Consider the following 27,000-nt stretch of genomic DNA (forward strand, 5'->3'; position numbering starts at 1 on the left):
CTAGGAGTTGTTTATGAATACTTTTTGCGGTAGGACATTTCTATTTCTCCACATAACATTTATTAGTTTATTTTTACTCTTTAACAATCAACCTATACTAGCAGAGTCTTATGGAATGGCAGGTTGTGGACTTGGTTCCATGGTTCCTGTTTGGAAGAATGACATCGGGCAAGTCCTTGCCGCCACAACGAATGTCAGTTTTTCATCTCAAACCTTCGGGATTACTTCAGGTACCTCCAATTGTACAACTGATGGAATTGTGAAACAAGAAATGGCACAGGAAGTATTCATTGCCTATAATGAAGGTGCGTTAGAGTTAGAGACAACAAAAGGAAGTGGTGAAAGGATTAGAGCCATGGCGACACTACTCGGTTGTCCAACTCATGCAAATGAATTGGGTAAATTAATGAAAGAAAATCATTCCTATTTATTTAGTAAGACAGATTTGGAAAATCAATATCGATCGAAGGAAATTTTAACTCGCCTCAAAACACAAATTGCATCCCATTCTAATTTAAAATCTGTTTGTATGCATTAGTCGCGTATCACTCGGGAGATTTCCGAATTATAACGATACGCAGCATCAGATTGGCTTAAAAAACCATAAGCACCAAGTTCAAATAAAAACGATGCTGTGATTCCGTAACCTCCATCTGGAACAGAGTCACACCCTTTTTTGCCGGCTGGGTGGATTTTCCAATCGCGGGTATTAAGATAAGGAAAATCATCAGGGCAAACCACATGGCTATAATTTTTACCATCTGCATGCCTTGCTTCATGTAATAAAACTAGTACCCGATCCAAACGGTTGAGGTTAAAAAACCCCCTTCCCAAAAGAATTTCGCCATCTTGGTACATGGCAACGTAATCCCCGGTGGACCCAAATGTATATTTTTTACTTCGTGATTGGATCCAACGGGAAAGTTTTTTACCCGAAAAAGAAAATTTAAAAAACGATTCGAACTGACTGTGTCGGTTGTAAGTGGTTTTATCGATTTTGATCCGTTTGGGTTCTAATGTTTCTAAATAGGCAAATGTTTCTTTTAAAATTTTGTTCTGTTTTGCATTTAACTTCGATTCATCGGAAAATAAAGGTTGGTTGGAGAAAATATATAAAAAAATGCCTAAGGGTAAGAGGAAAAGCGAACTGAATTTAGAATGTAGCTTGGAGTCCGCCATAGTAAAACCTTGGACGAATAGGATTGTAAGTAAGCTCGTATTGGTCCAAAACATTGTCTACTCCTAAAAATAGTGACATCCTCCCTTCAAAAAATTTTTTCTCCATTCGAACGTTCAGAAGTGTGAATGCTTTTCCATACACCACTTTGTTATTCTCTTCAACACTCTTTGTTTGTTGGTCAATGAGAGCAGTGCTTGTCCCTGCCGTAAAATCATTCGTTGTGCTATAAAAAGGACGTTTATCAAGCCGTTTGGCACGTAGAGCGAATTCCCAACCACCTGGCGCATTCACAAAAAAGTTCATAGTACCTTGGTGGAGGGCACGACCTTCTAAAGGTCTATCCGTTGTTAGGTCCCTTGTATCAGTTTGGTTATATCCAAGTTCTAATGCAAAATACTTTAAAAAACGAACACGTGAACCTGCTTCCACACCTCTTGTATACGCACGTTGTACATTCTTTAATTGGAAGGTGGCAAATTCACTGGTACGAGTACCAAAACTATATTGGATTAGGTCGGTGATATCATTTCGAAACACACTAAGAGATAATGTCCAAAATTTGTAAGGAGTGTATTCGAGATCAGCATTCACTGTGGTTGATTTTTCAGGTCGGAGATTGTCATTTCCTTCGACGGTATAACCAACACCAGGGTTTTCAAAACGTAAGTACAATTCTCGAAACGAAGGTGGTCGAAATCCTTTTCCGTAACTTGCTCGAAACACAAGATTGCTTGTGATATCTACTTTCGTTGCAATTTTAGGAGTGGTTTGCCCGCCAAATTGTGAATCCACATCATGCCTAACTCCAGGAACTAATCGCCAAACAAAACCTTGGCGCCAAACAACCCATTCATCTTGGATAAAAGCAGCACGTCTTGTTCGGTATGCATTCCTTCGTTCCAATCGATCTGTTTGTAATTCTTCAGAAAACGATTCAAAACCAGCTGTGATCATATGATCTTTGTGAACCTCATGATCTATCTGGGCGACACCTTGCGAAGAAAATTCATTGGTAATTTCTTTTACATCGAGCTCATTTGAATTTCTTTGGTCCAATTTGTAATGGTTTTCCCAACGAGAAAAATTACCTCGTAGTGAAACCATATTTCGTTTCCCATACGCATATTCAAGAGCACCTAACGCTAAAAAGTCGTTAGTCATATTGGTACGGTCAAACACACCACCAGTAGCTCTTGAATCTACACCAGCTTGGTTACGATTTAGATAATTGATTCCTGTTTTAACCTTAAATTGCCCATCGGGATTAAAGGTCATGTTCCCTCCAAGATTATTGTCTTGGAAGGAGTTACCTGTGGTTGCAGGTGTTTTTGGATCTAAGTCGTATGCTGCAGATTGATTGAAACCACCAAAAAAATTAGTCGCTACGAAATCATTTTTGAAACCAACATCTGCGATCATGTTTTTTTCGCCTTGGGATCCAAAATTCATTTGGCGGCCATTTCCATAGGAGGTACGGAATTGGTAATGTTCTGGTTTTTCTGCTTGTTTGGTGATGATATTGATCACACCCCCAATGGCATCGGCACCGTATAAGGAGGAAGAACTTCCTTTTACAATTTCAATCCGTTCGATATTTTGCACTTTAAATCGTGTTAAATCGATAGTGTTGTTGAGTCGCCCGGCAACCCGTTGCCCATCCACTAAAAATAATACATACTTAGAATCAAGACCCAACATTTGAACTTGTGATCCACCAAAAAATGGAGTTACATTGATTCCAAGTTGGGTATCTAACACCTCACCTAAGTTCCGCGCACCTGTTTGTTCAATTCGTTTGCGGGAGATCACTTCTGTGGCAACAGCTGAGTCTTTGAGGCGACGTTCTCCACGTGAACCAGTGACAACAATTCCGTTTTTATTATCTAACTCTTTAAATCGATCCTCTTCTGTGTTTTCTTCTGGTTTTGATTCAACAGTTCCAGTTTGTGTTTTTTCTTTACTCAGTTCTTGTCCTGGGTCGGATTTCGTATCTACAGGAGGATTCGGTTGTGGATTTGGTGCTGTAGTCTCTGTGTTAGGTGTTGGTTTTGTTGTTTTTCCATTTATGCGAGTTTGTGCATGGAGTTCTCCTAAAAAGAGTAAAAACAAACATATTATGGGGAATAAAAATTGTAAATTTGTTATCATTAAGGAAGTTTTTTCCAACGAATAGTAGGATAACCTGAAGTTCCCGCATCACTATAATAATTTTCAATATGAACTGCGTATATTGACGCCCCTGTACCAGAACGGATGAGAAAGATATCAGGTTTTGGAGATAAAAAACCAATCGTATAATTATACCATTCAGTGACGAGTGGATTGCCTATGTAAACTGCACCAGCTCCACCAATTCCTTGTGTCGTTGTGGAGATGTCTGTTGTGAAATTTGTACAACCTTGCGAAGTTGCAGAAGTGGAACTAGCGATTCCAAAATCAGTGGTATTACTTTTACACCCACCACCTAGTCCAAACCGATTGGTGTCGCCTGAATTTGTAGCCACCTTATAACGATTAAATGCAATATCCCAAGTGAGTTTGTCTTTGTCTGAAAAAGGAATTTGTTTATTCGCTTCAAATTGGAAATAAATGTAAAAATCTAAATTGGTTGCGTTAAAGCGAGTCGTATAACTCCCATCCCCGTTGGAACGGGAGAAAACGATTTTGTCCAAAGCATTGGGATTTCCAGCATTCACAATGCTCGTGATCAAATTGTTCACAAGCAAATCTTGGTCTGTTAAGGCAGCTTTCTGCCTTGCACATGACACAGATAGAATTAGAATCCCAAATACAAAGTATTTCAAAGTGTTTATAGGTTAGTTACAGTATACGATAAATTTGCAGTTTGTCCTCTGGAAGGAATTGCATAGATGAATATGTAATAATCTCCCGCAGTATTAAATGTGATCGTACCTGAGTTACTCAAAAGGTAAGAATTGGTAAATTCGCTAGAAGCCGAGAGACTAGTAGTTGCAAAACCTGATGTCGTTGAAGTCGTTAATGGACAAGAGGATGATTGGTATACAATTAGGAAGGCACTTCCACCGGAAAATGCGACAGCAGTTGTGTTTTTCGCAGTGAGTTTTAAAGCCGCGTTCTTATGAGCTACAACAGGTACAGTTCCAGTTTGGGAAATTGTCCCTGACCCGTTTGCTGTAATGGCTGTTGTAAATGTGTTGATACTCGCTCTTGGGGGAGCGTTGACTGTACAGTCACCTGCAGAGCTAAAAATAGCAGCGAGTGCCGCAATCGTCACTGTATCTTGGTTATCTTCTTTTTTTTCACACTGGAAGGTGAGTCCACCTAAGAGAGCCAGTAGAAGTAATGTTTTAAACTTTGTAGCTAAGAAATTCATGAGAACCTCGGTCTTTTTTATCCAAACTTCCGTACTGTTATTGAGAATCAATTTCATTTTATAGGGAATGATCTTTTTTTCGAACCATGACAGTACTGTGACAGAAAGAGTCTATTTTCCTTATGTTTGGTCATACGGTACTCACAAACAATGGATCGATGGCTCTCCTGTCGCATACGCGTATGGTTAAAAAAATCTATTGTAAGGAAAAGGATTTTTCGTCTACTATGCCTAGATCATGTCACTGAAACAGATCACAATCTATATAGAAGAATCTGATCATAACTTCTATAATCGGCTGTTACGTGACATAACGAACATTGAAACTTGTCATGTACATAGTTTCCCATCGATCTTAAAAATCAAACCAGGGTCCATCCAAGAATCAGCAGTCTTTTTATTTTGGAATGATTCCAATGCGATGGATAAACAAAAATTTATTTTTGAACATTTTCCTGAGTCTCCTTACATCATTTTATCGCCTAACATTCTTTCTCCTGAAGAACTGTCTCAAGTTGCTCATCCCACATTTTTACATTTAGCGGAACCAATATATTCGGTTGGAACATTAGATTTGGTGCTAAACTTCGCAGAACGCTTGATAGAAGATATGAACCGATCGATTGCCTATGATAAAATTCGCGAAAAGGTTGTGGTTTTAGAAAATGTCTTTGAAGAGTCTTTAGACATTCTAATGCAAATCGACCCAACTACCAAACAAATCATCAATGCGAACAAACAAGCAGTCGTTGTTTTGGAATATGCGTTGGATGAGATTATTGGAAAAGAATTTTCATACTTCATGCCTCCCGTTGAAGTTGATGAAGATGCAGAGTTTGAAGGAAACTTAATCGAAAGTGCTGCACTCAGAACAAAATCAGGTAGATTGATTCCTACTGAGTCTTCTTTCCGTTTGTTTCCAGTGAATGGTAAGATGGCGATATGGGCAACGTTTCGAGATATCACAGAACGAAAACGATCACAAGAACAAGTCAAAAACCAAAAAGCCTTTTATGAATTTATTTTGGATAATTTGGACTCGGATATTGCGGTGTTAAATTCAAATTTTGAATATGAATATACAAACCCAGTATTTTTATCCAATAAAGAAATCCGTAAATGGTTATTCAAAAAAACTGATGTTGATCTTGCTGAAAAATTGGATTTACCTCCAGAGTTTTATGAACGTAGGAAAAAATTTTTAGAAGTCGCTGCGAAAGAAAATGAAATCGTTGAATTCGAAGAACTCATCCAAGATCATAATGATAAAGTTACTTATCTCTTAAGAAAGTACATTCCAATTGATGATTCCGAAACCAAACAAAAACGTTTTATTAGTTTTGGTGTAGATATTACGGAACGTAAATTATCGGAAGAAAGAATTACCTACCTAGCTTATTACGATGCATTAACAGGACTATCGAATCGTACTCTTTTTATTGATCATGCGAACCAGGCGCTTAAAAATCATAAATCAACAGAAACCTTACTAGCGTTTTACTTTTTTGATATCGATAATTTTAAATTCATCAATGATAGTTTGGGTCATACCAAAGGTGATATTTTATTACAAATGGTAGGAGCAAGACTCAAACGAGTGATGACGGAAGTAGATACCGTTGCTCGTTTTGGTGGAGATGAATTTGCGATTTTGAAAGTGGATGTCCCAAATAAAAGTGCGGCCGCTGAATTTGCACAAAAAATTTTAGATATCTTAAGCCAACCGTTTCATATCATGGGAAGGGATTTATTCACCACCATTAGTATGGGAATTGCACTTTCACCCAATGACGGTGTAACTTCCGCCGAGTTATTAAAAAATTCTGACATGGCCATGTACAAAGCAAAAGAATTAGGCCGAAATAATTATAAATTCTATACAAACGAACTCATCTTACGATCCGAAAAACGATTGTACATTGAAAACTCTCTCAGAAAGGCAATTCAGAACGAAGAGTTAATTTTATTTTTCCAACCAAAAATATCTACAATTACAAACCAAGTTTGCGGAGCAGAAGCTCTCATCCGGTGGAAACATCCGGAAAGAGGTTGGGTTCCACCAATTGAATTCATTCCCGTTGCAGAAGATTCGGGTATCATCGAGAGGATTGGGGATTGGGTTTTAGAAGAAGCCTGTCGGTTGAAAAAAACTTGGTGCGAAATGAATTTACCAAGTTTTCCACTCAGCATCAATGTAAGTGGAAAACAACTAGCGCGCGCTAACTGGTCCCACCGAGTTCAAGCTACGATTTTACAATTTGGAATCAATCCAGAAGAAATTGAGTTAGAACTTACCGAAAGTTCGATCATGGAAAATCCGGAAAAAAGTATCGAAGCATTTGAGTATTTATCCGAGCTCGGGATCAAAGTTTCAATTGATGATTTTGGAACTGGTTATAGTTCACTTAGTTATCTCAAAAAAATCAACGCGGATGTGATCAAAATTGATCGATCGTTTGTTGTTGATTTAGAACTCAATGAAGATGATCGAGCTATTTGTAAGGCCATCATCAATATGGCACATTCTTTAGGTTTAGAAGTGATTGCGGAAGGTGTTGAGAACCCTGCTCAAAGGGATTTGTTACATGACTTGGGTTGCCATATGATCCAAGGGTATTTGTATAGCAAACCATTACCTGAGCCAGAATTTGTTGCGTTTGTGCAAAAATTTAACGAATCCGCCAAAACAAAATAGCCGAAATTTGGAGAGATGGTTCGTTATTTTTCTATATTCTTCATAATCATTTTCTTTGTCCAAGCAGTACCAGCTGAATCACGTGAAAATAAAAAGAAATCTCCCAAACATATAACGTCTTCAGGTAATTATTTTGTAAAAAAAGAAGAGAAAAATTTTTCGCTTCTAATGGAAGCTCGCAGGTTTGGCCGTGGTGAGGTAATTTATTTACGATTAACTCCAAAGGATAAAAAATGGATCAATGAATCTTATAAAGTGAGTTGGTTAGGAAAAGATGTCATATTAACAAAACGTGAAAATAGTATGATCGCCTTTTTGCCAATCTCTCCAGATACTCCAGCAGGAGCGATGACCTTAGAGATTGTTTCCAAAATCTTTTTTGTCAAACGTGGCCAAAAACAATACCAAATTATCTTAGAACCAACCAAGTTCCAAGTGATCAAAAAAAACCAACAAATCAAAGTCGATGAAAAGTTTGTCACAAAGGAATTACCGAAGGAAGTATTGGATTTTATCCAAGAATGCAAAAACGCCAAAGAATTAGCATTTTCAAAATCGAGCCAATTACAATTCCAGAAGAATTTTAAAAATCCTTTAGAGTCTATCTACATCACAAGTAAATTCTATGTAAGACGTGATTATAATAACAAACAAGGTCGCCCTCACGGTGGTGTTGATTTTAGAGGGAAAACGGGAACTCCCGTTTATGCCATTCAAGATGGAACAGTTGTATTAGCGCAAAAAACATATTATGAAGGAAATTTTACCATCATCGATCATGGGAATAAAATCTTTTCTTTTTATATGCACCAAGATGAAATCAAAGTGAAAGTGGGTGAACAAGTGAAACAAGGGCAACAAATTGGAACTGTAGGGACTACTGGTATGTCCACAGGCCCTCATTTACATTTAGGTGCAAAAATCAATGGAGTGTTAGTTGATCCACTTTCACTCATTGCATTACAATCAATTTCTGAATCGAATTGATGCCAAAAATTCACGAATGACCGATTCGTGAATTTCTCCTTTTTCTAAATTTTCAGTTATATGCAACAAAAGTTTATCGTGATTATTTGTTTCTATAATCATAAAACCTGTTTTTGAATAACGGGGCCGTAACAAATCATAAAAAGTCCAAAATTTACTGAGTAAGATAAATTCTTCGATTTCCTTTTGTTGGATTTCTTGTAAGTCCTCAATGTCACCTTTACTCACTTGTATTTTTAAAAATTCTGAAAATTCTTGGATCGCTTGTTCTTTTTGAAACCCGACATAATCAGGAAAATAAAAAATCCTTACAAATGGATACCGTTCTGCATCATGATCGCTAAATGATAAGAGACCAGCGATTTGACCTACACCTGTTTTGTTTTCCAAGGTTAAATCATCTGGTTTATAAAAGAACATTCCTTCTGGTAAAGTAAATCCAAATTGAAGTTCTTCATTCCAATGTTCTTTTTCATTGGTGATAACCCAATTGTTTAAGTTTTTTTCTTCTATTTGGTATTTGTTTTTAAAAAGTAAATACGAAGATAAAATTTCAGCACCTTGTAATGCTTTAAATGAAATGAAAGCATTACTCGCTACAAGACAAAACGCAAGTAAAAGCCTTGCATATTCAGTTAATTGTAAGATCCGAATGAAAAATGCGATGATGACAAAAATAAATAAAAATACAGTGCCTGCTTCAAAGATCAACACTTCTGCTAACCAAAGAGCAAAGATAAAGAGGATTAACACTCCAATTTCAATCAATGGATGAAACGTTTCTCTCCAGTACAATTGGATGATATATAAACTTATGTAAGTAATGAGAAGTCCGACGAATAAAGAGACCAAACATAAAACTAACACATAATGCCATGGAAGATGGGATTCATGATAAACGAAAAATGGTACCACCAAAATCGTATACAATACGAGTAAATTTCTTGTGGTGCTAGGTGAGATAAATCGGACAAAGAAACCACTTGCCTGATTTTTGATTTTGTTTAGTATTTGGTTCATGTCAGCGATCACAGACTTCTTTCAAAAAATCCAAAACCAAATTGTTGAAATCCAAACCACGATCAATCAGATCAAAACCAGTTGGGAAAACTTTCAAAAGTTTTGGGATTTATTTTTTACATTAGTCCCTTGGGAAGTTCTCCTTTTACTGATCTTTTCTGTCATCCTCCTTTCTATTTTTAACTCAATCTCTCCTAGTACACCGAAAGCCAATTTGACTGTTTCGGTTGTTTTACTTTCTGCACTTTGGCTATACTTCTGGGGTTTGTTTGCCAAAGAAGTATCCTATAGCAAGGTCATCATTGCTTCATTGTATATCCTCGTACCATTACATGCGATTGGTATGGGTCAATGGCTCTATGGCATCGGCAAGAGGGTGTATTGGAAAAAAAGACGGATTGCTCCCAAACAATGGGATGCAGCTCTCCACCAGGTTTCTCTTGACTACCACGAGCTTATGGGCAAAGCACATGGTTTTCATAATGTGATACAAGAAAATCGAGAATCCATTCAAAAGGAAATCGAACGATTGGAACAATCCTTACAAGGAATGAAAGGACTATTACTCCAAAGGAAATCGGTGGCGACGGAAAACAAAGATACAAACGGGTAATCTGGAATGTTCATTTAGGAAATCTCAACAGGATCATCCGTTGTTTTCGTCGATTTTGGATTCCTAATAGATCCTCACTTTCAAATTGTCCTGCTCATTCCATCGTCAAAAGTTTATTACCACCGATTACTTTTGGATAAAACCCAAGTGGGAGTTGTGTATCATAGTCATGGGCAGGGATGACTTTGAGTCCGGGGTTATCGATTAGAAGCTTATGGACACGGACAATTTCTTCTCCAAGTGTCGGCACATCAAAATCTACAATCCATCTTGCGCCACGAGGTTTGTGTTTGAGATTCACAAAACCTTCTTTCCGCCAAACAATATCACCTGTTAAAAAGTATGTTTCTCCATTTTCAGTATGTAAAAATAAACCAACTGAGCCTTCACTATGTCCTTTCATAGGAACAAAAACAACAGTTCCATCTCCATACCAATCGATACTTTTCGCATAAGAAGCATAAGGTGTATTAGAAAAATTTAGATATTTCCATTTTACCGATTCACCTTCAAATTGTGAAGGAATGTAACCTAGTTCAATCTTTGGATTGTTTAATTCTTCTTTCACACTATGAATGTTTGCATTTGGAAAATCCTTAAGCCCACTGGCATGGTCCCAATGTAGGTGTGAAAAAAATACATCTTCAATCGAATTTATATCAACTTTATTGGATTGTAATTGGGATTTTGTTGTTTCAATCAGTTTGTATTCCATTAATAGTTTTAAGTAAAAAGGAAATACTGTGAACTGTTCTTCGATATTGGTTCCAAGGCCAGTATCAAAAAGAAAATTTCCCTTTGGGTGTTGGATGTAAAAACTGGAATGGGAAACAGTGACCATTTTCAAAATCGATCCACCTTCAATGACAAACCCTTCTAGAGTTTTTGCTTCTCCCGTTTTTAAGATGGAAAATACCAAATTGGATTTACCCTTTGGTTTAGGAATTTGATTTGTGATTGGATTTGAAGATACATCCCATTGGATGTTTTCATTCGGATACCCTAAAAAAAACAACGTAAAACTAACTAATACGATGAAGGTGAGTATCGAGATCGACTTTGGTTTTGATAGATGTTTCATTTATTTCATTTCCTATGATTTGATTGTAACGTTGATTTTGAATTTTAGATAATATAGTTTTTCATTTTAAGTTTTTAGCAAAAGATCTGCGGTTTTTTGAGCCAATCGAAGGGGTTCGGCAGACTTTTGGATTTTCGATAACAGAAGGGCACCTTCCCATAACGAGAGGATGGAAACCGAAAGTGTTTTTGCAACTCGTGAATTGTATCCATTTTGTACCAGATAAGATTCAATTGTTTTTGACCATAAAGCATACACTTCCTTACAAGCATTTGCTACAAGGATCGATTGGTTAGCTGACTCCATTGCTGTCGTGGCAATGGGGCATCCTTTTCTGTATTGGCTTGAAACAATCCGATCTTCCAAAGCAGAGAACACTTGTTTGATGGCATGAGTTGGGCTTTCACTTTTTGAGAGTACTAAATTAAAAAATTCATTTAATTGTTCTCCTGAGTGTAAGATGGCAAGACTTGTCAGTTCATCCTTCCCACCAGGAAAGTGAAAGTACAGTGAACCTTTTGGAGTATCTGTTTCCTTTCCCAATTCGCTAAGGCCTGTTGCTTCATACCCGTTTTCTTCCAAAAGTCCGGCCATGACTTCAATGATCCTTTGTTTGGTAACACTTCCTTTTTTGCCCACAAAACCCATTTGCTATAAAAATAATAGACCGGTCAACATAAAATATTTCTCACATCCAGTGAGAAACAAAATTTGGCAGAATGCGGGAAATTTCTCCCAGAATAAATCTCATTGTTTTTTTCAGAGTCCGCCGATAAACTAAGTAGTACGGATTTCGGGAAGAAGTATGATCAATAAGAAGCCATCGCTCACAGGAAGACAAAAGGCCGCCATCTTTTTGGTTGCGGTTGGAAACGAAGTGGCCTCCGAAATCTTCAAACATCTAAGAGAAGACGAGATCGAACAAATCACGTTCGAAATTGCTCGTTTAGATAAAATCACTCCAGAAGACAAAGAGAAGGTACTCGTTGAGTTCAATGAACTCATGATGGCACAAGAGTTTATCACCAATGGTGGTATTGACTTTGCACGGGGACTACTTGAAAAAGCGCTCGGGAACCAAAAAGCCATTGATATCATCAACCGGCTCACTTCGTCCTTACAAGTTAGGCCGTTTGACTTCATTCGTAGAACAGACCCGGCCCACCTTCTCAACTTTATCCAGGGGGAACACCCTCAGACCATCGCCCTTATTTTATCCTATTTGGATCCGCAAAAAGCATCCAATATCCTTTCGAACCTTCCACACCAAATCCAAGCGGAAGTGGCCAAACGGATTGCAACGATGGACCGTGTGTCACCAGACGTACTCCGTGAAGTAGAACGGGTGTTAGAACGTAAACTCTCTACTCTTGCTTCCGAAGATTATACCTCTGCTGGGGGTATTGACTCTGTTGTGGAAATTTTGAACTTAGTAGACCGCGGAACAGAAAAGACCATCATCGAAGCTTTGGAAGAAGAAGATCCCGAACTTGCCGAAGAGATCAAAAAACGGATGTTCGTATTCGAAGATATCGTTTTACTCGACGACCGTGCGATCCAAAAGGTAATGCGCGAAGTTGATAACACGGATTTGGCGAAAGCACTCAAGTCCGTAGATTCCGAAGTACAAGATAAGATCTTTAAAAACATGTCCAAACGTGCTGCCAACTTACTCCGAGAGGATATGGACTTTATGGGTCCAGTCCGATTGAAAGACGTGGAAGACGCTCAGCAAAAAATTGTAAACATCATTCGAAAACTGGAAGAAGCGGGCGAGATCGTTGTGGCTCGTGCGGGAGAAGACGAACTTGTGGTTTAGTCCACAGGTTTAGTTTCGAAATTTTCTCTAGTTACTTCGGTTGCTAAACTTTCCCCACTTCGGTGGAAATTCAACAAGTGCATCCTTTGTGCTAATTTCACCACGTTCCAATTTTTGATTGAGTGTGATGAGTTTGTGCAAACTTCCCATCGAAAAGGAAAGTTCTGTCACGTCAAAATCATCTAACCGTACTTTGGCATTCCGACAGAAAAGTTTGAGTTCTGATAAGATCAAAGTGACTCTTGCATTGGCATAACGAGCTACAATTTCTTCAAATTCTTCCTCATTAAAAAACTCTCTTTCTAAATCGTAGTCAAATTCATTCCGAATGAGATCAATGAGTGAGAGACCCAGCTCTTTAGAAACCAAAACGACATAATCAAATTTAGAGCGGATCCACTCTTCTGATTCCAATAACTCAATGGCTGATCGTGGAATATTCAATTTTTCTGATAATTGAATGCGTGTGAGATTTCTTCTCTCTCTATAATTTCTGAAATGATTTACTTTTTCCATGAGTTCCCAAAAAAAATTGTAAAAAACCGTTATTTACGTTCTGAAAAGGCTCCAAAAACGTTAAGAACGGTTTGGATGTATAAGATTCGCATGGATAAGGTTGACTTAGTTTTGAAAATTTGCGTTACGCTGAAATTACGCTAAATTTCCTTTCTGGAGCCACCACCGATGTTACCGTAGGTGGTGTGCTCGTTTTTTCCATTCTTTTCCTTTTTGAGACAGGCAAAAGAAGACAAAAAGAAACAATCCATGCAATTCTTCAATCTGCGAATCATTTCAATTTTTTTGTAAAATCGAAACTTTTTTCTTACTTGATGCAATAAAATAAATCAGTGGAATTTTGCAAAAGCAGGTAACCTTTGATGAAATTGATTCTCTCATTTAGTAAACTCTACATGGCCGTGAGTTTTTTTAGTTTGTTGGTTGTGAATTGTGCAACAGTTGAAGCTCCCAATCGTTTGCGTAAAGACATCGACTTACAGGGACACCGTGGTGCACGCGGATTAAAACCGGAAAATACATGGCCTGCGTTTGAAGAAGCAATCAAATATAAAATGGTTACTTTAGAATTAGATACCGTTTTAACAAAAGACAAACGTGTGGTCATCCATCATGATTCTGATACGAATCCTGTTATTTGCCAAAATGTTGATGGAACCCAAATCCAAAAAAAATCATTGTATGATCTTACGCTTGCCGAATTACAAGCATTAGATTGTGGTTCTAAACAAAATCCAAATTTTCCGAAACAAATTCCTGTACCTGGAACAAAACTTTTATCGCTCGAAGAATTTTTTGAATTGGTTTTGAAACATGAAAAGAAATCGAAAGAAGTATTTGAATTTAATATCGAAACCAAATTTCCAGATGATGGATCTGCACCTGATAGTTTAGTCAAAGACCATACTGAAAAACTAATTCAAATTATTGAAAAGTATAAAGTGGTAGATCGTTCGACAATCCAATCATTTGATATGAGAACACTTTCAGTGTCGAAACTAAAGAATCCAAAGATCAAAACAAGTGCATTGTTTGTGCCTACATATTTCCAAGGATTTTTAATGACCATTGGACTTGGGAATGGATATAGAGAGGCAATTCTTGGTTTAGCAAAAGAGAAACAAGCAGATATCATCTCACCATATTTTTTATATATAACACCAAAGTTTGTCAAAACTTCTCATGACAAAGGGATGATGGTGATTCCTTGGACAGTGAATACAGAAAAAGAAATGAATCGTTTGGTAACTTGTGGAGTTGATGGAATTATATCTGATTATCCAGATATGTTAGATAAAGTGGTTCGTAAAAAAAACTAAATCCCCCAAACAACAGTACATAAAGTAGAATAGAGAGAGAGGTAATTTGTTGCCTCTTTTTCGATTCGGAACACTTCTAGGATTCCTCCTTCTTGTGCTGCGGATAAAATACTCCCATCTCCCGTCACATAAAAGAATCCAATCCGTTTTAGGCATGCCTTTCCTTGTTTTAATGTCTGTTTGGGGAGAGGTCTTTCCGAAACAGCAAGGGTATATGATGCATATAGAAGCCCTGTTGGGCCTAAACCTTGTGGTTGGCCTAAATTAGCACAAGAGCTAAAGTAAGATAAGAAGAGAAAATAGACAAAATAAAATTGATTGCTTTTTAGTTTTACGTTCATTCGTTTCCAGAGATCTCAACACATAGATTGGCATACACACCAAGAACAACAAGAGTTGTCCAATTGGTTTCTGTGACAGTTTGGATTTTGGACCTAGATTTTAGAAATTCAAATGATGCATTCCCAAATGAAAATAATCCAAGAATGGAATGGACACAGGAAGTGACTCGTCTTTTGGAAGGTTCTCCTGTACCAAACACTCCGATTTTTGTTTTTGTGAATAAAAATCCTCTTGGACCAAATCCTGGTGATGCACAACTAACAAAAAACAGCTGAAGTAGAATCAACAATAAGAAACTCAATAATATTTTTTTTTGAACCAAAGTTTGATCCTTTATTGAGTCATTAATTCTTTATGTTTGTATTTCATTTGAATGCACTTCTTCTCTGAATCGATTTGTTTTAGTAAGGTTTTTTTAACTGAAGCTGGCAATTTTGGGTGATTGTTTGTGAATTTTTTTAAAATTAACAAAGTTTCATCAGCGCAAAAATCAGGTGATAAACTTTTTGCAAATGCATCCAAGTAGTTTTCATCATCTGTGTGTTGGAACTTATCCAAAGCATCAAAATATTGGTCTAAAAATTGTAGTTGGATGTTCTTTTGGTATTCAGGGAATAAAGAATAAGAAACCACTCTGAGTGTAGAAGATGAAAGGTTACTTGTCTTTGGATTTAATAATACGTGGATCCATTTTTGTTTTACTTCTGGATTCGGTTCTGAAGCTTCTGCCGCTAAACTTGAGTTTACACCTCGACTGGAAGGATCTAATTTTTTTTCACGATCAAGGAAGAACTGAATTTTGTTTCGATCTTTTTCGAGAGAGCTAAGTTTGATGATTATATTCCAACGTAAATCTTGATCGAGTTTTAAGCCTGAAAAACTGAGTTTATTTTCCAAAATATCATACAATCTTTTTTGACTCATTTCGGTATAAGTTGAATCGATGAGTGACAGAAATAAATACCTTTGTTCATCACTTCCCGCTTTAACTTTTTTTAATTCCTCTAAAAGAAAATTTTGTAAGGAATCTAAATCCGTGTTACGTTTGGATTCAGGAAACCAAAATCGACTAGTTAGATATGTATAACCATTATCACTCGCTAACTTGGATAAAATCCATCGTTTGATTTTTGTATCCGTTTCTATTTGGTACAAACGAATGGCACTATCTTTGAATTCATCGAATGTGATGTTTGCAAGTGATACTTGCCTGAAGTAGTCAGTCCATAAGATAAGTTTTCGCATTGGGTCTTTGTCATACTCCAATACAAATTCTAAATTTTGTTTATTAACATCTGTCCATTTCCAAATCACAAAGTCATGGTCTTCTGCATTGAACAATACATAATCAGGGCACGATTTGACTTCCAGAATGGCTTCACTCGATCTACCGGAATAAACAACGGGAAATTGTTCGTATGAAACTTGTTTGTTGGTCTTATCAAAAAAATAGAGACCTAAAATTGTTTTATGATCACGTAGTTTGTTCTCAGGGCCTGGAGCTGCTTGGATAATTTTTCCATATAGATGATTATCTGCACAAACGGTTGTGAGTTCAATTTGATTTGTACCTTTTGTTTCTAACCAATCTTTGGACCATTTTTTCATAGAGAACCCACTCACAAATTCGAGTTCTTTTAAAAAATCGAGTAAGGTAGAATTGGAATAGGAGTATTTTCTTAAATAGTTTTGAACTCCTTTTTGAAAACTTTCTTCTCCTATAAAAAAGACTAATTGTTTGATTACAGAAGCACCTTTTCCATATGTAATGCCATCAAACTGTGTAAATGCTTCTTCGGTATCATTTACCTTTGCTTCTACTGGATGGTTTGTGCTATAACCATCTTCTTCATAAGCCCATTGTTTCATCTTTTCAAAAAAACTAATCCATGTCTCTTGGAATTCGGAATTTTTAGCTTGGGCTAAACTTGCCATATAAGTTGCAAAACTTTCGTTTAACCAGAGTCCATTCCACCATTTCATTGTGACCAAATCCCCAAACCACATATGTGCCATTTCATGTAAAATCACATCTGATAAATTTTCTCTTTGGGAACGTGTCATAGGTGAACGTGAAACAAATCGTTCTGAAAATGTAACGGCCGCTACATTTTCCATAGCTCCAAAATTAAATTCAGGTACAATGACTTGGTCGTATTTTTCGAATGGATATGGAATTCCGAAGTAAGAATTAAAAAAAGCAAATCCTTCTTTTGTAAACGTAAACCAATCTTTTGGTTCTACATATTTCGCGAGAGATTTACGAACAAAAAGGCGAAGGGGAATGGATTCAGTTTTGTCCTCCCAAACTTGGTAAGGACCTGCGTGTAAGGAAAAAACATATGTTGAAATTTTTTTCGATTCAGGGAAAAGGTGTAATACTTCTTCCGGATTTTCCGTTTTGTTTTGTGAAGTGGGAAGAGTTGTGGAGATCACTTTCCAATTTTTTGGTGCTGTCACTTGGAGTTGGAAAGTTGCCTTTAGATCTGGTTGGTCAAAACAAGGAAACATTTTGTTTGCATGAAATGCTTCAAATTGTGAATAGATATACGTTTCTTTATCGTCAGGGTCTAGGAATTTGTGCAGTCCATTCCCAGTTTTAGCATATGGTGTTTCAAAGGAAACAGAAAGTGTATTGTTGCCAATCATCAATCGATTCGAAGGAAGTTGGACTTGTCCTTTTTTATATTCAAAATCAGTAAGAGCTTCACCATTCAATATGATGGATTTGATTTCACCTTGGAAATAATCCAAACGTAAGTCTCTGATTTTTTTTCCAACAAACTCTATGTTTACTTTTCCCGTAAAACTTTCTTTAGGTGAGAGATTGATTTCTAAATTGTATTTTATATTTTCAATGGTTTCGTATCGGTATTCAGCCTCTTGTAAAGTAAGGTGATAGTTTGGTTGGTTGAACTTACAATTGATTAAAAATAGTAAACTTCCAAGAGTAAAAATGCTGAATATTTGTTTCATCGGATTTTCCTTATTATGGTTGAAAATTGCGGTATAAAATGGCCCAGTCCATGGCACTTCGATTTTTCCATTCTGGTTCTGGAAAGTATTTCCCACCAATCGAATTTAAGATGAGTTCCATATATTCTTCCCCTGGATCAAAGTCTTTTGCATTGAGGAAGATTGAACCACCCCATTTTTTTTTGGCTTGGGTATGGCTAAAAACTCCACTTAAATCTTCCAACCTTTCATTGGATAAGGGAATTTTGTACTTAGATGTTAGTTCTAACACAAGGTCTTTTACTTTTTGGATTTGTTCTGGTTGTTTGAGTAATTCTTCAGTGTCTTTTGCGACAATTTCGATTTGGATACAATTGTCATTTGTCCCAGTGGCTGCGGCCGCTCGGTCTTCAATCACATCCACAAGTTGGTAGGCTTTTCCATTGTTATCAACCATGATGGAAGCAGTGAGGTTCCTTGCTTCTAAGGTTCGAAGAGATCGAAAGTAATCTGGTATAGCAGTATAATGTAATACCACACAACTTGGTTTGATTTTCCCACGGAAGGTATACTTCACTCGGTACTCTTCAGGTGTGAAACCTTTGTCTGTTTTCTCTATTTGAGAAAATATGATTTTTTCTGCTTTGGTGATCCCTCGTCCATTGGTTGGATGGAATGATTCCTTCAAAAGGTCTTTGTTTTCTTTTTTTAAAACCCAGCCTGTGACAAATCGATCCTTCCAATCATCCTCTTCATAAAAGGTCCCTCCAATTTCTTTGAGGATTTGATTGAGTGCTAACTCACTTCCGCAAGGAGAAAAATCCACAAAGCCACCAAACCTACGTTTGGCTTGGTTGTGAGTGAAAATTCCCTTTTTGGAGATGATGTCAAAATTGGATTTGGGAATGTACAAAGATTCAGCCAAGTATTGGATGGTTTTTTGTAACACTTCCCTTTGTTTATTTTGGTTATAGAGAGTTTCCTGAGTTCCTTCATAAACAATATGGATGGATTCAGTATCGATCCCAGGTGAGGCGGTCCATTCCCGAGTTAAAAACATCGGGTCACCATAGATGGTACCATTGGAATCGATGTACAAATGGAATAAAAATTGATTCTCCACTGACAATCGAAAGAAATCAGAGAACTTTCGTTTGCCTGAATTGTGTAAGATGATTGCTGAAATTAAGTTTTGGTCTCTTGGTTTTGCTAATTTTTGCCACTGGTCTTTTTTGATCCCTTCTGCTTCTGAGAAAGGAATTAAATTAGGAATTTGGATGGATGCAAAGTTTGGTGTCCTTACAAAAAAACGACTACATCCAGTCGAAATAAGGAAAATGAGTGATATTTTTACAAGATTCTGACACAATGGGTTCAAATCTAACTGAAGGAAATGAGATTTGGAGCCACATACACCATTCCTACTTTCACGAAATCGTTTCTTAAAATTTTCTCTCAAATGTTTTGCCTTAACCGCTGTTTCCATACAGGGTGTGAATTGTGGTCCAGGAGTGAACACTCCCACCCTTAGGGGAATTTCACCAGAACAATACCACAGTTTTCGCAGTTTGCAAGAAGTCTTCTTACAAGACAACCCCATTCCCAATTTTGATCTAGGACTTGCGTTAGATAATTATGTTTATGGTCATCCATATCCAATAGAAACAGAAAGCGTTATACAGCTGTTAGCTAGTGTTCCATCTTCTATTTTAGCAGCAATGGCACTTGATTTTTCTTTTACACCGATTGTCAAACTCCCACCTGAAGAACGTATCAAACGTTTGCTTGAATGGAAACATTCTTCACTTGGAATCAAACGTGGTGTTTATGCCATCCTAAGACAAATTTCATTTTTCCTTCTCAGTTCTGACAAAGAATACCAAAAATTTGTCGGTTACATCCAATAAGGCGGACGATACATGGGAATCTCAATTCATAACGAAAAAATCATCACTCCAAAAAAACACGCAGAAACAATCAAAACCCACCAAATCCAAAATGGAAAATGGGAACTAACTGCGGATGTTGTCATCATCGGATCTGGAGCTGGCGGAGCGGTTGCCGCAAGAGAACTTGCAAAAAATGGATGGAAAGTAATCCTGATTGAAGAAGGTAGTTATTTCACTCCAGCACAATTTAGTTCTGACGAATTTGTATCACAAGCAAGACTCTACCGAGATGCTGGATTTATTGTAACCGAAGAACAGACGTTATCGATTTTACAAGGTAAGTCTATCGGAGGTTCAACAACAGTAAACTGGCAAACATCTCTCTACCCACCTGATTATGTTACCAATGAATGGAACGAACGATTTGGGTGGCAAGGTTATTCGAGAGAAGAAATGGATCCCTATGTTTCAGAAGTACATGAAAGATTAGGTGTCCACGAAGTACCAGATAACTTGATCAATGCGAACAATAATGTATTACGTGTTGGTGGTAAAAAAATAGGATTAACACCGCAAGTTTTAAGAAATAATAATCGTGGCTGTATTGGTCTTGGAAGGTGTGGACTTGGTTGCCCAATCAATGCAAAACAATCTACATTTCTCACTTGGATCCCTGATGCAATAGAAGCGGGAGCTACCGTTGTTTCCAATATGCGTGCGGTTAAAATTCGAGATGGAAAAATGAAAACAGTCGTTGCCGAATTTACACCCGATGCATATGAAAAAGCACCAACTGAAATCATTGAAACGATGGAAATCAAAGCTCCTGTTGTCATTGTGAGTGCCGGTGCTATTGAAGGACCTGCTCTATTACAAAGGAGTGGAATTGGAAATGGATGGGTAGGAAGGAATTTAAAAGTCCACCCAACCTCCACTATTTTTGGTAAATTTGATTCCGAAATCAAAATGTTCCAAGGCCCACCACAATCCATTGTGATTAAGGATGGACATAACCAAAATGGAACTGGTTACGGTTACTGGTTAGAAGCGGCTCCTTACAGGCCAACCCTTGCTTCTTCTTTGGTTCCTTTTTACGGCAAACAACAGTTTGATGTTATGAAAGATTATACAAAGTACAATGCTGGTATTGTTTTAGTTCGTGATGGTGCGGATGGAGAAGCCAATGCAAGTGTGAAGTACAGTTTAGGAAGAAGAAAAGTTTACTTTGAACTCACTCCAACTGATGGAATGAATATGCTAAAAGGATTAAAGGCATTAGCTGAAGTGACTGTGGCTGCTGGAGCAAAAGAATTGATTTTTCCTTTCACACGTTTTACAGAACCATACAAAGTGACAGGAAACGATAACTTTGATTGGATTCTGAAAGAGAGCACAAAACCAGGTGATTTGACAGTTGGATCAGCACACCCACATGGATCCATTCAGTCTGCTAACGACCCAGAGAAGGGAGCAGTTGATTTAAATTTGGAAATTTATGGTCATAAAAACATATTTGTCATGGATGCCTCAGTTTACCCTACAGGACTTTCGGTGAACCCACAAATAACGACCATGAGTATCGTTCTCAGAGCTTCGCGTAACTTAGCTTCACAAAAAGAAGAAAGAACGAAGATCTAACTTTTTTCCAAAAATCCCTTTCATTCCCATGGGTTCCAACTAGTTTGGAATCCGTGCGGAAATATCTTTCCTTAGTTCTCAGTTTTGTCATCTTTCAAACTACAGTATTCGCTATAGACAGCGATGCTATGAAAGAAGGTAAAAAAGCTTTTTCAAAAAAAGCATATGGCGAAGCCATTAAAAAATTTACCAAACATGCCGACTCACACCCGCAAGACGGTGAAGCATACATGTATTTAGGATATATCTATGAATACAAAAAAGATTATCCGAAATCCATTCAAAATTTTCGAAGAGCAGCTGATTTGGATTTGGACAAAGACCAAAGAAAGACAGTACTTCTAAAGTTAGCTTTGTTTTTCAATTACCACCAAGATTGGAATTTATCTGCCACGTATGCATCACGTTACCTTAAGTATGATCCTAAAAATGAAGAAGTTCAAAAAATATATAACCGTGCTGTAGGAAATAAAGGGAATCCTTCTTCCACAACGCATACATACACACAACATACAAAAATTGAACCTAAACACCCAGAACCCAAAAATACTGAAAATAAGAAAGACCTAGTAAAAAAACCTGACGAAAGTATCGAGGGTAAAGAAACTACCAAACCTAGTGAATCTTACGAACAAATTTTAGCAAACCAACCTCATTTAGAAGATGTACGTTGGGATTATGTTTTAGCATTATTTGAAGAAAAAAAATACGAAAAAGCAGAATCGAATTTAAACATATTAATCGAAAAAAATCCAACACGTTCGAGATACCATTACAAAATGGGTATCATAAAGTTAAGATTAGATGATCCTAAATCTGCAATTGATTCCTTTGAAAAAGCTAAAAAAAATCCATTCTCAAAAGATACAAATGTCTTTCTATATTATGTATTTCTAAATGAAGGGATTGCTTATCAAAAATTAGCAGAAATTGAGAAAGCAGAATTATCCTTTCAAGAAGCTTTCAGACAAGTTCAAAAAGACACTCCACTACTTGCACTGGCAAGGTTATACGAACAAAAATCTGATTGGGAAAAATGTATCCAATCATCCGATAAAGCACTATCCTTTAATCCAAATCAAATTGAATCCCACATGTTTCGATTTGTTTGTATGTTTGAAGCCGGAAATAAAACTAAAAAATTTGAAACTAGTTTCGCAAAATATTCTGAATTCATTACAATGAAATTTCCAGATTTATCTCAAACACCTGAAAAGTTTCAAGTTGGGTTTTTAAAATTAGCGAGAAAATATACGGAAAACAATGCTTTTGATACAGCCGAAAGTTATTTTGCCGTTTTGGAAAAAGACCAAACAATTTCCAATGGAAGGGAATACATTTTTTATAGAGGAAGGAATTATTTTTACAGCGGAAAAGTTGATTTAGCAATTCCTTACCTGCAAAAAACAAATGGTTCCTCTGCAGCACACTACCTCTTGGCACGTTGTTTTGCTAAGAAAAATGACATCACCAAAACCAAAGAACAGTTTCAGATGGCAGCGGATTTAAAACCTGAATATTGGACATCTGCAAGTTTAGAAAAAGATTTCAAAGAAGTTTGGAAGGAACAATCGTTTCGTGAATTTATTAACACAAAAGGTGGAAAGGTACCAGGAACGAATCTTTCCACTCCTGGATCAAATTAATAACAAATAGGAAGAACCATTATTCTTCCTTTGAATCCTTCCCTGAAGTTGAATGTGGACTTTTGAATAAGTCCGCACGTAGTTTTTTAAAAGTATCCACCGAAATTTGTCCAGGTGCTTTTGGTTCACCTAATGTCATATAGGTGAAAGATGAATTAAACTTATCACCAAATACTCTTGAAATAATTCCAAGTTCACCCATACAAATTCCGATCATTGTTTGAGTTTTTGATAAAAGTTTGATATCATTTAAAAAGTCAGCAGTTTCTTCAATGTTTTCGGGTGTGATTGCAAACTTATAAATGGGATTCTTTTTTTTGACCGGTTTTGATTTTGCAATGAATTGGTTCATTTCATTTGCCAAAATTGATTTTTTAAAAGAATGGTAAGAATAAATGATTCGATAGTTTAAGGTCTCATAATTTCGAAAAATTGTATCTTCTCTATTCAGTTCGATATCCAAATAATTGGCATTGTCATTGAAATCTTTAATGATGCCTTCAACATCTTCTGGGAATAATTTCACATAGGATCGAACACTACTATCTTCGGCTCTTCTGTATGTAAAAAGCACTGGTAAACCAAGTGCTTTGATTTTCTTTTTCATTTCTTTCTGGATGTAATTTCTAGAGAATAAATCCAATCGAACTTCGATCACATCTACATCTTTTACATCTTTTTTTTGAAGGTGGCGTAATTCATCCTCACCGACAGAGGCTATGATTTTATAAGAATCTGGCATAAAGTTTATAATCCTTTTTGTAATAAATCGTGGAGAGAAATCATCCCAACAAAAATCCCATTTTCATCCACAACAGGAGCAACAGAAATTGGCCTTTCGCGTCCTTCCATTTTGATTAAAACATCATAAGCCTTTTCATTTGGTCGAAAACTATTAGGATTCGAGTTCATCATTTCTTTTGCTGTTACATCAGGAGATAAGGTATGTTTTGTGAGGTATTTACGAATATCATAATCGGTAATCAGTCCTACAAGTTTTGAATTTGAATCCACAACTCCAGTAGCACCAATTCCTTTTTCTGTAATTTCTTTTAAAATAGTTTCTAAGTTTGCATTAATGGGAATAGAGGCATTTCTTTCTCCTTTTCGCATAACATCTGTCAAATATAAGGAAAGTCGTTTTCCTAATCGGCCGGCAGGATGGTACAATGCAAAATCGTCTGCTTTAAATTCTTTTAATTCCATTAAAGCAACAGCAATTGCATCTCCCAGTACAAGGGCAATGGTTGTGCTAGAAGTGGGAGCAAGATCTAATGGACATGCTTCCTTTAAAACAGGAGTGATAATGACAACATCCGATAATTCTGCTAACTTAGATTTGGCGTTTGCAGTGATGCCTACAATTTTTGCTCCGATTTTGCGAAGAGTCGGTAGGATATAATTTAGCTCTTCTGATTCACCACTTTTTCCAATGGCAAGTACCACATCGTCTGGTCCAACAATTCCAGAATCCCCATGTGATGCATCTGTTGGGTGTAAAAAATATGCTGAAGTTCCAGTCGAAGAAAGTGTATGTGAGATTTTTTTGGCAATATCACCAGACTTACCAACGCCAGTGACAATCACTTTTCCTTTTGATTTTAGGATCAGATCGATACAGTCTTTGACTGAAGGGTCTAGTTGTTCACGGAAGTGAACGAGAGATGAAATTTCATCGTCAAGCGCTTGTTTTACTATAGTTAAAGTATCTTTATTTGTCATACAAGTAATTCCTCCCAAGCTAAGTGATCCATATTGATCTCATAAGAGAAAACGGTTTCTACACCAGGAATTCTTAAAACTACAAGAGTTTTGTTTTTTACTTTAAGTATTTCCATGGTTTTACCAGCAAATGAACCATCGATCACTTTCACCATTTTGCCTTTTTGAAATAATAGTTCTCTGTTCATTTTCAAAGATTCCGCATAATCTTTAAGGCCTTGTTCCAAAACATCTAAATCATTTTGTTCCACAATGGCTGGTTGACCTTTATGAAATACAAACTGAACAGATCCAGGTAATTGTAAGACCTTATTTTTATCTCTCCAAAAGACAATCCTTACAAAAATATAGGAAGGTAATATTGGTACTTGGATCCATTTGAATCGATCTGTCCATTTTTTCCGTTCTTTCCGTATTGGTAAGTAGTTTTCGATTTTGTATTTGTTCAGAAGTTCACTGAGTTTTTTCTCTGCACGAGGTTTGGTATAAACAATATACCAAGCAACTTCTTCCGATTGTGGATTAGTCTCTGACATCTAAACGGAACCTAATGGGTAAAACAAATTCTTTGCCTTTGGTGTATTGGAACTTCCAGTCGGAAAGTTGACGACGCACCTGTTGATCAAAAACCGCATACCTACATGCTGTGACCACTGCAATTTTTTCCAAACTGCCGTCTTCTTTTACGGAAAGTCGGTAAACACAATGATCTTCAAGTTTTTGTTCCAATGCCAAACTGGGATAACTAAGACAATTTTGGAATTCAGAGATTTCATCTTCTGTGGTTTTGGTTCCATCATTCTGCGATTGCTTTGGTGTGGTTGATTCCTTACTTTCTCCCAATCCGGTAGAAAAATGAAGTTGGAAAGAGGAAAAATTTCCACCTTCCTTGAGTTTGATGTGAGTAGAATCTATGTCACTTCGGTATTCCATTGCCAAATAAGACAAAAGAATCAATAGATGCACCCCAATGCTAAGGGTGATAGCCTTATATTTGGGTCCATCAAAGAGTAAATGCATTCCAAGTTCATGAAAAACTTTATTGGAGAGAATGCAATCTCCATTTTCATTGTCCGTATATGCCATCAAGTTGGGGAAAAATTTTTCGAGTATCTACCTATGGAGAATCTCACGGAACATCCGTTGGAGTTGTTGTGGATGGAGTGCCAGCGGGACTTCCATTTCCAGAAGAAGAAATCCAAAAAGATCTAACACGTCGAAGACCAGGTCAAAATGATCTGACAACTCCGAGAGATGAAAAAGATCGAATGGTAGTTGAGTCTGGAGTTTTTGAAGGCAAAACCACTGGAAGCCCCATTCTCATGAAGGTAAATAACCAAAATACCATTGGCAGCGATTATGATGAGATGGCACATGTGTTTCGCCCGTCTCACGCTGATTATACTTATTCTGAAAAATATGGCCACCGAGCCCATGTAGGTGGTGGTCGTTCCTCTGTCCGTGAAACCATTGGTCGAGTTGCAGCTGCAGGTCTTGCCCGAGTGATTTTAGAAAACGAATTGGGTATTTCAACCGTTGGATTTGTGGATTCGATTGGTCCAATTGATTCTTTGATTGCAGAGGATGAATACCCAAACTCCAGGGACATCGTTGACCAATTTCCGACACGTTGTCCGAAACCTTCTGCCAATGACGAGATGGAAACTCTCATCCGAAAACTCCGTGATGAAGGAGATTCCGTTGGGGGAGTTGTAAAAGTTGTGGTTCGTAATTTACCTCCAGGACTTGGAGATCCCGTTTATGATAAGTTAGACGCTGATTTAGCCAAAGCCATTTTATCCATTTCTGCTTGTAAAGGTTTTGAAGTTGGTTCTGGATTTTCTGGTACTCGCCAAACAGGTAGTACACACAATGATGAATTTTACATCGAAGAAGGAACAGGAAAAGTCAAAACAAGAACCAATCGTTCCGGTGGAATCCAAGGTGGAATTTCTAACGGAATGGATCTTGTCATTCGAGCAGCTTTTAAACCTACTTCTACAATTAAAAAAGAACAAAAAACAGTGAACGACCAAAACAAAGAAACCATTCTCAAGGCAAAAGGTCGTCATGATCCATGTGTTTTACCAAGGGCGGTTCCGATTGTTGAAGCTGTCGTAAACTTAGTATTAGTTGATGCTTACTTATACCAAAGAGCCTTACAACCAAAATGGTTTATGAAGTATGCGAATTTAAACGCCATTCCAAACCAATAGAGGAAAT

General features: G+C 37.1%; 26 protein-coding genes. 10 read left to right on the forward strand and 16 right to left on the reverse strand.

Annotated elements, in window-relative coordinates:
- Nucleotides 1–13 precede the first annotated feature (13 nt).
- Complete coding sequence (locus tag DI076_RS13975; protein WP_108960395.1) at nucleotides 14–538, forward strand: DUF3015 domain-containing protein; 525 nt, start codon at nucleotides 14–16, stop codon at nucleotides 536–538.
- On the opposite strand, the gene DI076_RS13980 is transcribed toward DI076_RS13975, so the two are convergent.
- Genes DI076_RS13980 through DI076_RS13995 form a run of 4 tightly spaced genes read right to left on the reverse strand, consistent with a single transcriptional unit; the run spans nucleotide 535 to nucleotide 4,535 of the window.
- Complete coding sequence (locus tag DI076_RS13980; RefSeq protein WP_108960396.1) at nucleotides 535–1,179, reverse strand: hypothetical protein; 645 nt, start codon at nucleotides 1,177–1,179, stop codon at nucleotides 535–537. The genes DI076_RS13975 and DI076_RS13980 overlap by 4 nt on opposite strands.
- On the reverse strand, nucleotides 1,154–3,328 hold the full coding sequence (locus tag DI076_RS13985) for a TonB-dependent receptor plug domain-containing protein (protein ID WP_108960397.1): 2,175 nt from the start codon (nucleotides 3,326–3,328) through the stop codon (nucleotides 1,154–1,156). The genes DI076_RS13980 and DI076_RS13985 overlap by 26 nt, the downstream gene beginning before the upstream one ends.
- Nucleotides 3,328–3,984 (reverse strand): HmuY family protein, encoded by a 657-nt coding sequence (locus DI076_RS13990; protein WP_108960398.1) that lies wholly within the window; start codon nucleotides 3,982–3,984, stop codon nucleotides 3,328–3,330. The genes DI076_RS13985 and DI076_RS13990 overlap by 1 nt, the downstream gene beginning before the upstream one ends.
- A 5-nt stretch (nucleotides 3,985–3,989) precedes the next feature.
- Nucleotides 3,990–4,535, reverse strand: a complete 546-nt coding sequence (locus DI076_RS13995) for an LIC20153 family lipoprotein (RefSeq protein WP_167396533.1) — start codon at nucleotides 4,533–4,535, stop codon at nucleotides 3,990–3,992.
- A gap of 238 nt (nucleotides 4,536–4,773) precedes the next feature.
- On the opposite strand from DI076_RS13995, the gene DI076_RS14000 reads away from it, so the two are divergent.
- Nucleotides 4,774–7,230, forward strand: coding sequence for a sensor domain-containing protein (locus tag DI076_RS14000; RefSeq protein ID WP_108960400.1), 2,457 nt, complete (start codon nucleotides 4,774–4,776; stop codon nucleotides 7,228–7,230).
- Between the two features lie 15 nt (nucleotides 7,231–7,245).
- A complete protein-coding gene (locus DI076_RS14005) occupies nucleotides 7,246–8,217 on the forward strand; it encodes a M23 family metallopeptidase (RefSeq protein WP_108960401.1) in 972 nt (323 codons plus the stop codon).
- Here the strand turns inward: DI076_RS14005 and DI076_RS14010 are convergent.
- A complete protein-coding gene (locus DI076_RS14010; RefSeq protein ID WP_108960402.1) occupies nucleotides 8,197–9,237 on the reverse strand; it encodes a hypothetical protein in 1,041 nt (346 codons plus the stop codon). The two genes, DI076_RS14005 and DI076_RS14010, sit on opposite strands and share 21 nt — an antisense overlap.
- Between DI076_RS14010 and DI076_RS14015 the strand changes: the two genes are divergently transcribed.
- Nucleotides 9,236–9,850, forward strand: a complete 615-nt coding sequence (locus tag DI076_RS14015) for a hypothetical protein (RefSeq protein WP_108960978.1) — start codon at nucleotides 9,236–9,238, stop codon at nucleotides 9,848–9,850. The genes DI076_RS14010 and DI076_RS14015 overlap by 2 nt on opposite strands.
- Nucleotides 9,851–9,944: 94 nt before the next feature.
- Here DI076_RS14015 and DI076_RS14020 read toward each other — a convergent pair whose 3' ends face one another.
- Nucleotides 9,945–10,931, reverse strand: coding sequence for an MBL fold metallo-hydrolase (locus DI076_RS14020; protein WP_108960403.1), 987 nt, complete (start codon nucleotides 10,929–10,931; stop codon nucleotides 9,945–9,947).
- Nucleotides 10,932–10,997: 66 nt separating this feature from the next.
- A complete protein-coding gene (locus tag DI076_RS14025) occupies nucleotides 10,998–11,570 on the reverse strand; it encodes a TetR/AcrR family transcriptional regulator (protein WP_108960979.1) in 573 nt (190 codons plus the stop codon).
- Nucleotides 11,571–11,736: 166 nt separating this feature from the next.
- Here DI076_RS14025 and fliG point away from each other — a divergent pair, with 166 nt between their 5' ends.
- Entirely contained in the window at nucleotides 11,737–12,750 is a 1,014-nt protein-coding gene (fliG, locus tag DI076_RS14030; RefSeq protein WP_004785217.1) for a flagellar motor switch protein FliG, read from the forward strand.
- Between the two features lie 27 nt (nucleotides 12,751–12,777).
- On the opposite strand, the gene DI076_RS14035 is transcribed toward fliG, so the two are convergent.
- Nucleotides 12,778–13,266, reverse strand: coding sequence for a helix-turn-helix domain-containing protein (locus DI076_RS14035; RefSeq protein WP_108960404.1), 489 nt, complete (start codon nucleotides 13,264–13,266; stop codon nucleotides 12,778–12,780).
- Between the two features lie 395 nt (nucleotides 13,267–13,661).
- Here DI076_RS14035 and DI076_RS14045 point away from each other — a divergent pair, with 395 nt between their 5' ends.
- Nucleotides 13,662–14,585 carry a glycerophosphodiester phosphodiesterase gene (locus DI076_RS14045; RefSeq protein WP_245918507.1) on the forward strand — a complete coding sequence of 308 codons (924 nt, stop codon included), beginning with the start codon at nucleotides 13,662–13,664 and terminating at the stop codon, nucleotides 14,583–14,585.
- Here DI076_RS14045 and DI076_RS14050 read toward each other — a convergent pair.
- The 4 genes from DI076_RS14050 to DI076_RS14065 are packed head-to-tail and all read right to left on the reverse strand — an operon-like array spanning nucleotide 14,582 to nucleotide 19,251.
- Entirely contained in the window at nucleotides 14,582–14,926 is a 345-nt protein-coding gene (locus DI076_RS14050; RefSeq protein WP_108960407.1) for a TRL domain-containing protein, read from the reverse strand. The two genes, DI076_RS14045 and DI076_RS14050, sit on opposite strands and share 4 nt — an antisense overlap.
- The gene (locus DI076_RS14055) at nucleotides 14,923–15,249 is read right to left on the reverse strand and encodes a TRL-like family protein (protein WP_245918437.1); all 327 of its coding nucleotides are present in this window, start codon (nucleotides 15,247–15,249) and stop codon (nucleotides 14,923–14,925) included. The genes DI076_RS14050 and DI076_RS14055 overlap by 4 nt, the downstream gene beginning before the upstream one ends.
- Nucleotides 15,250–15,260: 11 nt before the next feature.
- The gene (gene pepN, locus DI076_RS14060) at nucleotides 15,261–17,903 is read right to left on the reverse strand and encodes an aminopeptidase N (protein ID WP_108960408.1); all 2,643 of its coding nucleotides are present in this window, start codon (nucleotides 17,901–17,903) and stop codon (nucleotides 15,261–15,263) included.
- A 13-nt stretch (nucleotides 17,904–17,916) separates the two neighbouring features.
- Complete coding sequence (locus DI076_RS14065; RefSeq protein ID WP_245918438.1) at nucleotides 17,917–19,251, reverse strand: peptidoglycan recognition protein family protein; 1,335 nt, start codon at nucleotides 19,249–19,251, stop codon at nucleotides 17,917–17,919.
- A gap of 31 nt (nucleotides 19,252–19,282) precedes the next feature.
- On the opposite strand from DI076_RS14065, the gene DI076_RS14070 reads away from it, so the two are divergent.
- Genes DI076_RS14070 through DI076_RS14080 form a run of 3 tightly spaced genes read left to right on the forward strand, consistent with a single transcriptional unit; the run spans nucleotide 19,283 to nucleotide 23,055 of the window.
- Nucleotides 19,283–19,789, forward strand: coding sequence for a hypothetical protein (locus tag DI076_RS14070; protein ID WP_174705058.1), 507 nt, complete (start codon nucleotides 19,283–19,285; stop codon nucleotides 19,787–19,789).
- Between the two features lie 12 nt (nucleotides 19,790–19,801).
- Nucleotides 19,802–21,409 (forward strand): GMC family oxidoreductase N-terminal domain-containing protein, encoded by a 1,608-nt coding sequence (locus tag DI076_RS14075; protein ID WP_108960409.1) that lies wholly within the window; start codon nucleotides 19,802–19,804, stop codon nucleotides 21,407–21,409.
- 44 nt (nucleotides 21,410–21,453) lie between these two features.
- Nucleotides 21,454–23,055 carry a tetratricopeptide repeat protein gene (locus DI076_RS14080; protein ID WP_108960410.1) on the forward strand — a complete coding sequence of 534 codons (1,602 nt, stop codon included), beginning with the start codon at nucleotides 21,454–21,456 and terminating at the stop codon, nucleotides 23,053–23,055.
- Between the two features lie 19 nt (nucleotides 23,056–23,074).
- On the opposite strand, the gene DI076_RS14085 is transcribed toward DI076_RS14080, so the two are convergent.
- From DI076_RS14085 to DI076_RS14100, 4 genes are read right to left on the reverse strand one after another with little or no spacing between them, the layout of a single operon-like run.
- Nucleotides 23,075–23,797: a type I 3-dehydroquinate dehydratase gene (locus DI076_RS14085; protein ID WP_100721508.1), complete on the reverse strand. Its 723-nt coding sequence runs from the start codon at nucleotides 23,795–23,797 to the stop codon at nucleotides 23,075–23,077.
- 5 nt (nucleotides 23,798–23,802) lie between these two features.
- Nucleotides 23,803–24,777 carry a KpsF/GutQ family sugar-phosphate isomerase gene (locus tag DI076_RS14090; RefSeq protein ID WP_108960411.1) on the reverse strand — a complete coding sequence of 325 codons (975 nt, stop codon included), beginning with the start codon at nucleotides 24,775–24,777 and terminating at the stop codon, nucleotides 23,803–23,805.
- Nucleotides 24,774–25,313: a UpxY family transcription antiterminator gene (locus DI076_RS14095; protein ID WP_108960412.1), complete on the reverse strand. Its 540-nt coding sequence runs from the start codon at nucleotides 25,311–25,313 to the stop codon at nucleotides 24,774–24,776. The genes DI076_RS14090 and DI076_RS14095 overlap by 4 nt, the downstream gene beginning before the upstream one ends.
- Complete coding sequence (locus tag DI076_RS14100; RefSeq protein WP_108960413.1) at nucleotides 25,300–25,863, reverse strand: LIC_10042 family TonB-like protein; 564 nt, start codon at nucleotides 25,861–25,863, stop codon at nucleotides 25,300–25,302. The genes DI076_RS14095 and DI076_RS14100 overlap by 14 nt, the downstream gene beginning before the upstream one ends.
- Here DI076_RS14100 and aroC point away from each other — a divergent pair.
- Complete coding sequence (gene aroC / locus DI076_RS14105; RefSeq protein ID WP_108960414.1) at nucleotides 25,857–26,993, forward strand: chorismate synthase; 1,137 nt, start codon at nucleotides 25,857–25,859, stop codon at nucleotides 26,991–26,993. The genes DI076_RS14100 and aroC overlap by 7 nt on opposite strands.
- Nucleotides 26,994–27,000 lie beyond the last annotated feature (7 nt).

It is taken from the genome of Leptospira ellinghausenii, from assembly GCF_003114815.1.
Classification (GTDB): domain Bacteria; phylum Spirochaetota; class Leptospiria; order Leptospirales; family Leptospiraceae; genus Leptospira_A; species Leptospira_A ellinghausenii.

What these genes read in the sequence shown, in the direction of transcription:
- DI076_RS13975 (WP_108960395.1), top strand. Translation starts at nt 14, where the DNA reads ATGAATACTTTTTGCGGTAGGACATTTCTATTTCTCCACATAACATTT.
- DI076_RS13980 (WP_108960396.1), bottom strand. Translation starts at nt 1,179, where the DNA reads ATGGCGGACTCCAAGCTACATTCTAAATTCAGTTCGCTTTTCCTCTTA.
- DI076_RS13985 (WP_108960397.1), bottom strand. Translation starts at nt 3,328, where the DNA reads ATGATAACAAATTTACAATTTTTATTCCCCATAATATGTTTGTTTTTA.
- DI076_RS13995 (WP_167396533.1), bottom strand. Translation starts at nt 4,535, where the DNA reads ATGAATTTCTTAGCTACAAAGTTTAAAACATTACTTCTACTGGCTCTC.
- DI076_RS14000 (WP_108960400.1), top strand. Translation starts at nt 4,774, where the DNA reads ATGTCACTGAAACAGATCACAATCTATATAGAAGAATCTGATCATAAC.
- DI076_RS14005 (WP_108960401.1), top strand. Translation starts at nt 7,246, where the DNA reads ATGGTTCGTTATTTTTCTATATTCTTCATAATCATTTTCTTTGTCCAA.
- DI076_RS14015 (WP_108960978.1), top strand. Translation starts at nt 9,236, where the DNA reads ATGTCAGCGATCACAGACTTCTTTCAAAAAATCCAAAACCAAATTGTT.
- DI076_RS14010 (WP_108960402.1), bottom strand. Translation starts at nt 9,237, where the DNA reads ATGAACCAAATACTAAACAAAATCAAAAATCAGGCAAGTGGTTTCTTT.
- DI076_RS14020 (WP_108960403.1), bottom strand. Translation starts at nt 10,931, where the DNA reads ATGAAACATCTATCAAAACCAAAGTCGATCTCGATACTCACCTTCATC.
- fliG (WP_004785217.1), top strand. Translation starts at nt 11,737, where the DNA reads ATGATCAATAAGAAGCCATCGCTCACAGGAAGACAAAAGGCCGCCATC.
- DI076_RS14035 (WP_108960404.1), bottom strand. Translation starts at nt 13,266, where the DNA reads ATGGAAAAAGTAAATCATTTCAGAAATTATAGAGAGAGAAGAAATCTC.
- DI076_RS14045 (WP_245918507.1), top strand. Translation starts at nt 13,662, where the DNA reads ATGGCCGTGAGTTTTTTTAGTTTGTTGGTTGTGAATTGTGCAACAGTT.
- DI076_RS14050 (WP_108960407.1), bottom strand. Translation starts at nt 14,926, where the DNA reads ATGAACGTAAAACTAAAAAGCAATCAATTTTATTTTGTCTATTTTCTC.
- pepN (WP_108960408.1), bottom strand. Translation starts at nt 17,903, where the DNA reads ATGAAACAAATATTCAGCATTTTTACTCTTGGAAGTTTACTATTTTTA.
- DI076_RS14075 (WP_108960409.1), top strand. Translation starts at nt 19,802, where the DNA reads ATGGGAATCTCAATTCATAACGAAAAAATCATCACTCCAAAAAAACAC.
- DI076_RS14085 (WP_100721508.1), bottom strand. Translation starts at nt 23,797, where the DNA reads ATGCCAGATTCTTATAAAATCATAGCCTCTGTCGGTGAGGATGAATTA.
- DI076_RS14090 (WP_108960411.1), bottom strand. Translation starts at nt 24,777, where the DNA reads ATGACAAATAAAGATACTTTAACTATAGTAAAACAAGCGCTTGACGAT.
- DI076_RS14095 (WP_108960412.1), bottom strand. Translation starts at nt 25,313, where the DNA reads ATGTCAGAGACTAATCCACAATCGGAAGAAGTTGCTTGGTATATTGTT.
- aroC (WP_108960414.1), top strand. Translation starts at nt 25,857, where the DNA reads ATGCCATCAAGTTGGGGAAAAATTTTTCGAGTATCTACCTATGGAGAA.
- DI076_RS14100 (WP_108960413.1), bottom strand. Translation starts at nt 25,863, where the DNA reads ATGGCATATACGGACAATGAAAATGGAGATTGCATTCTCTCCAATAAA.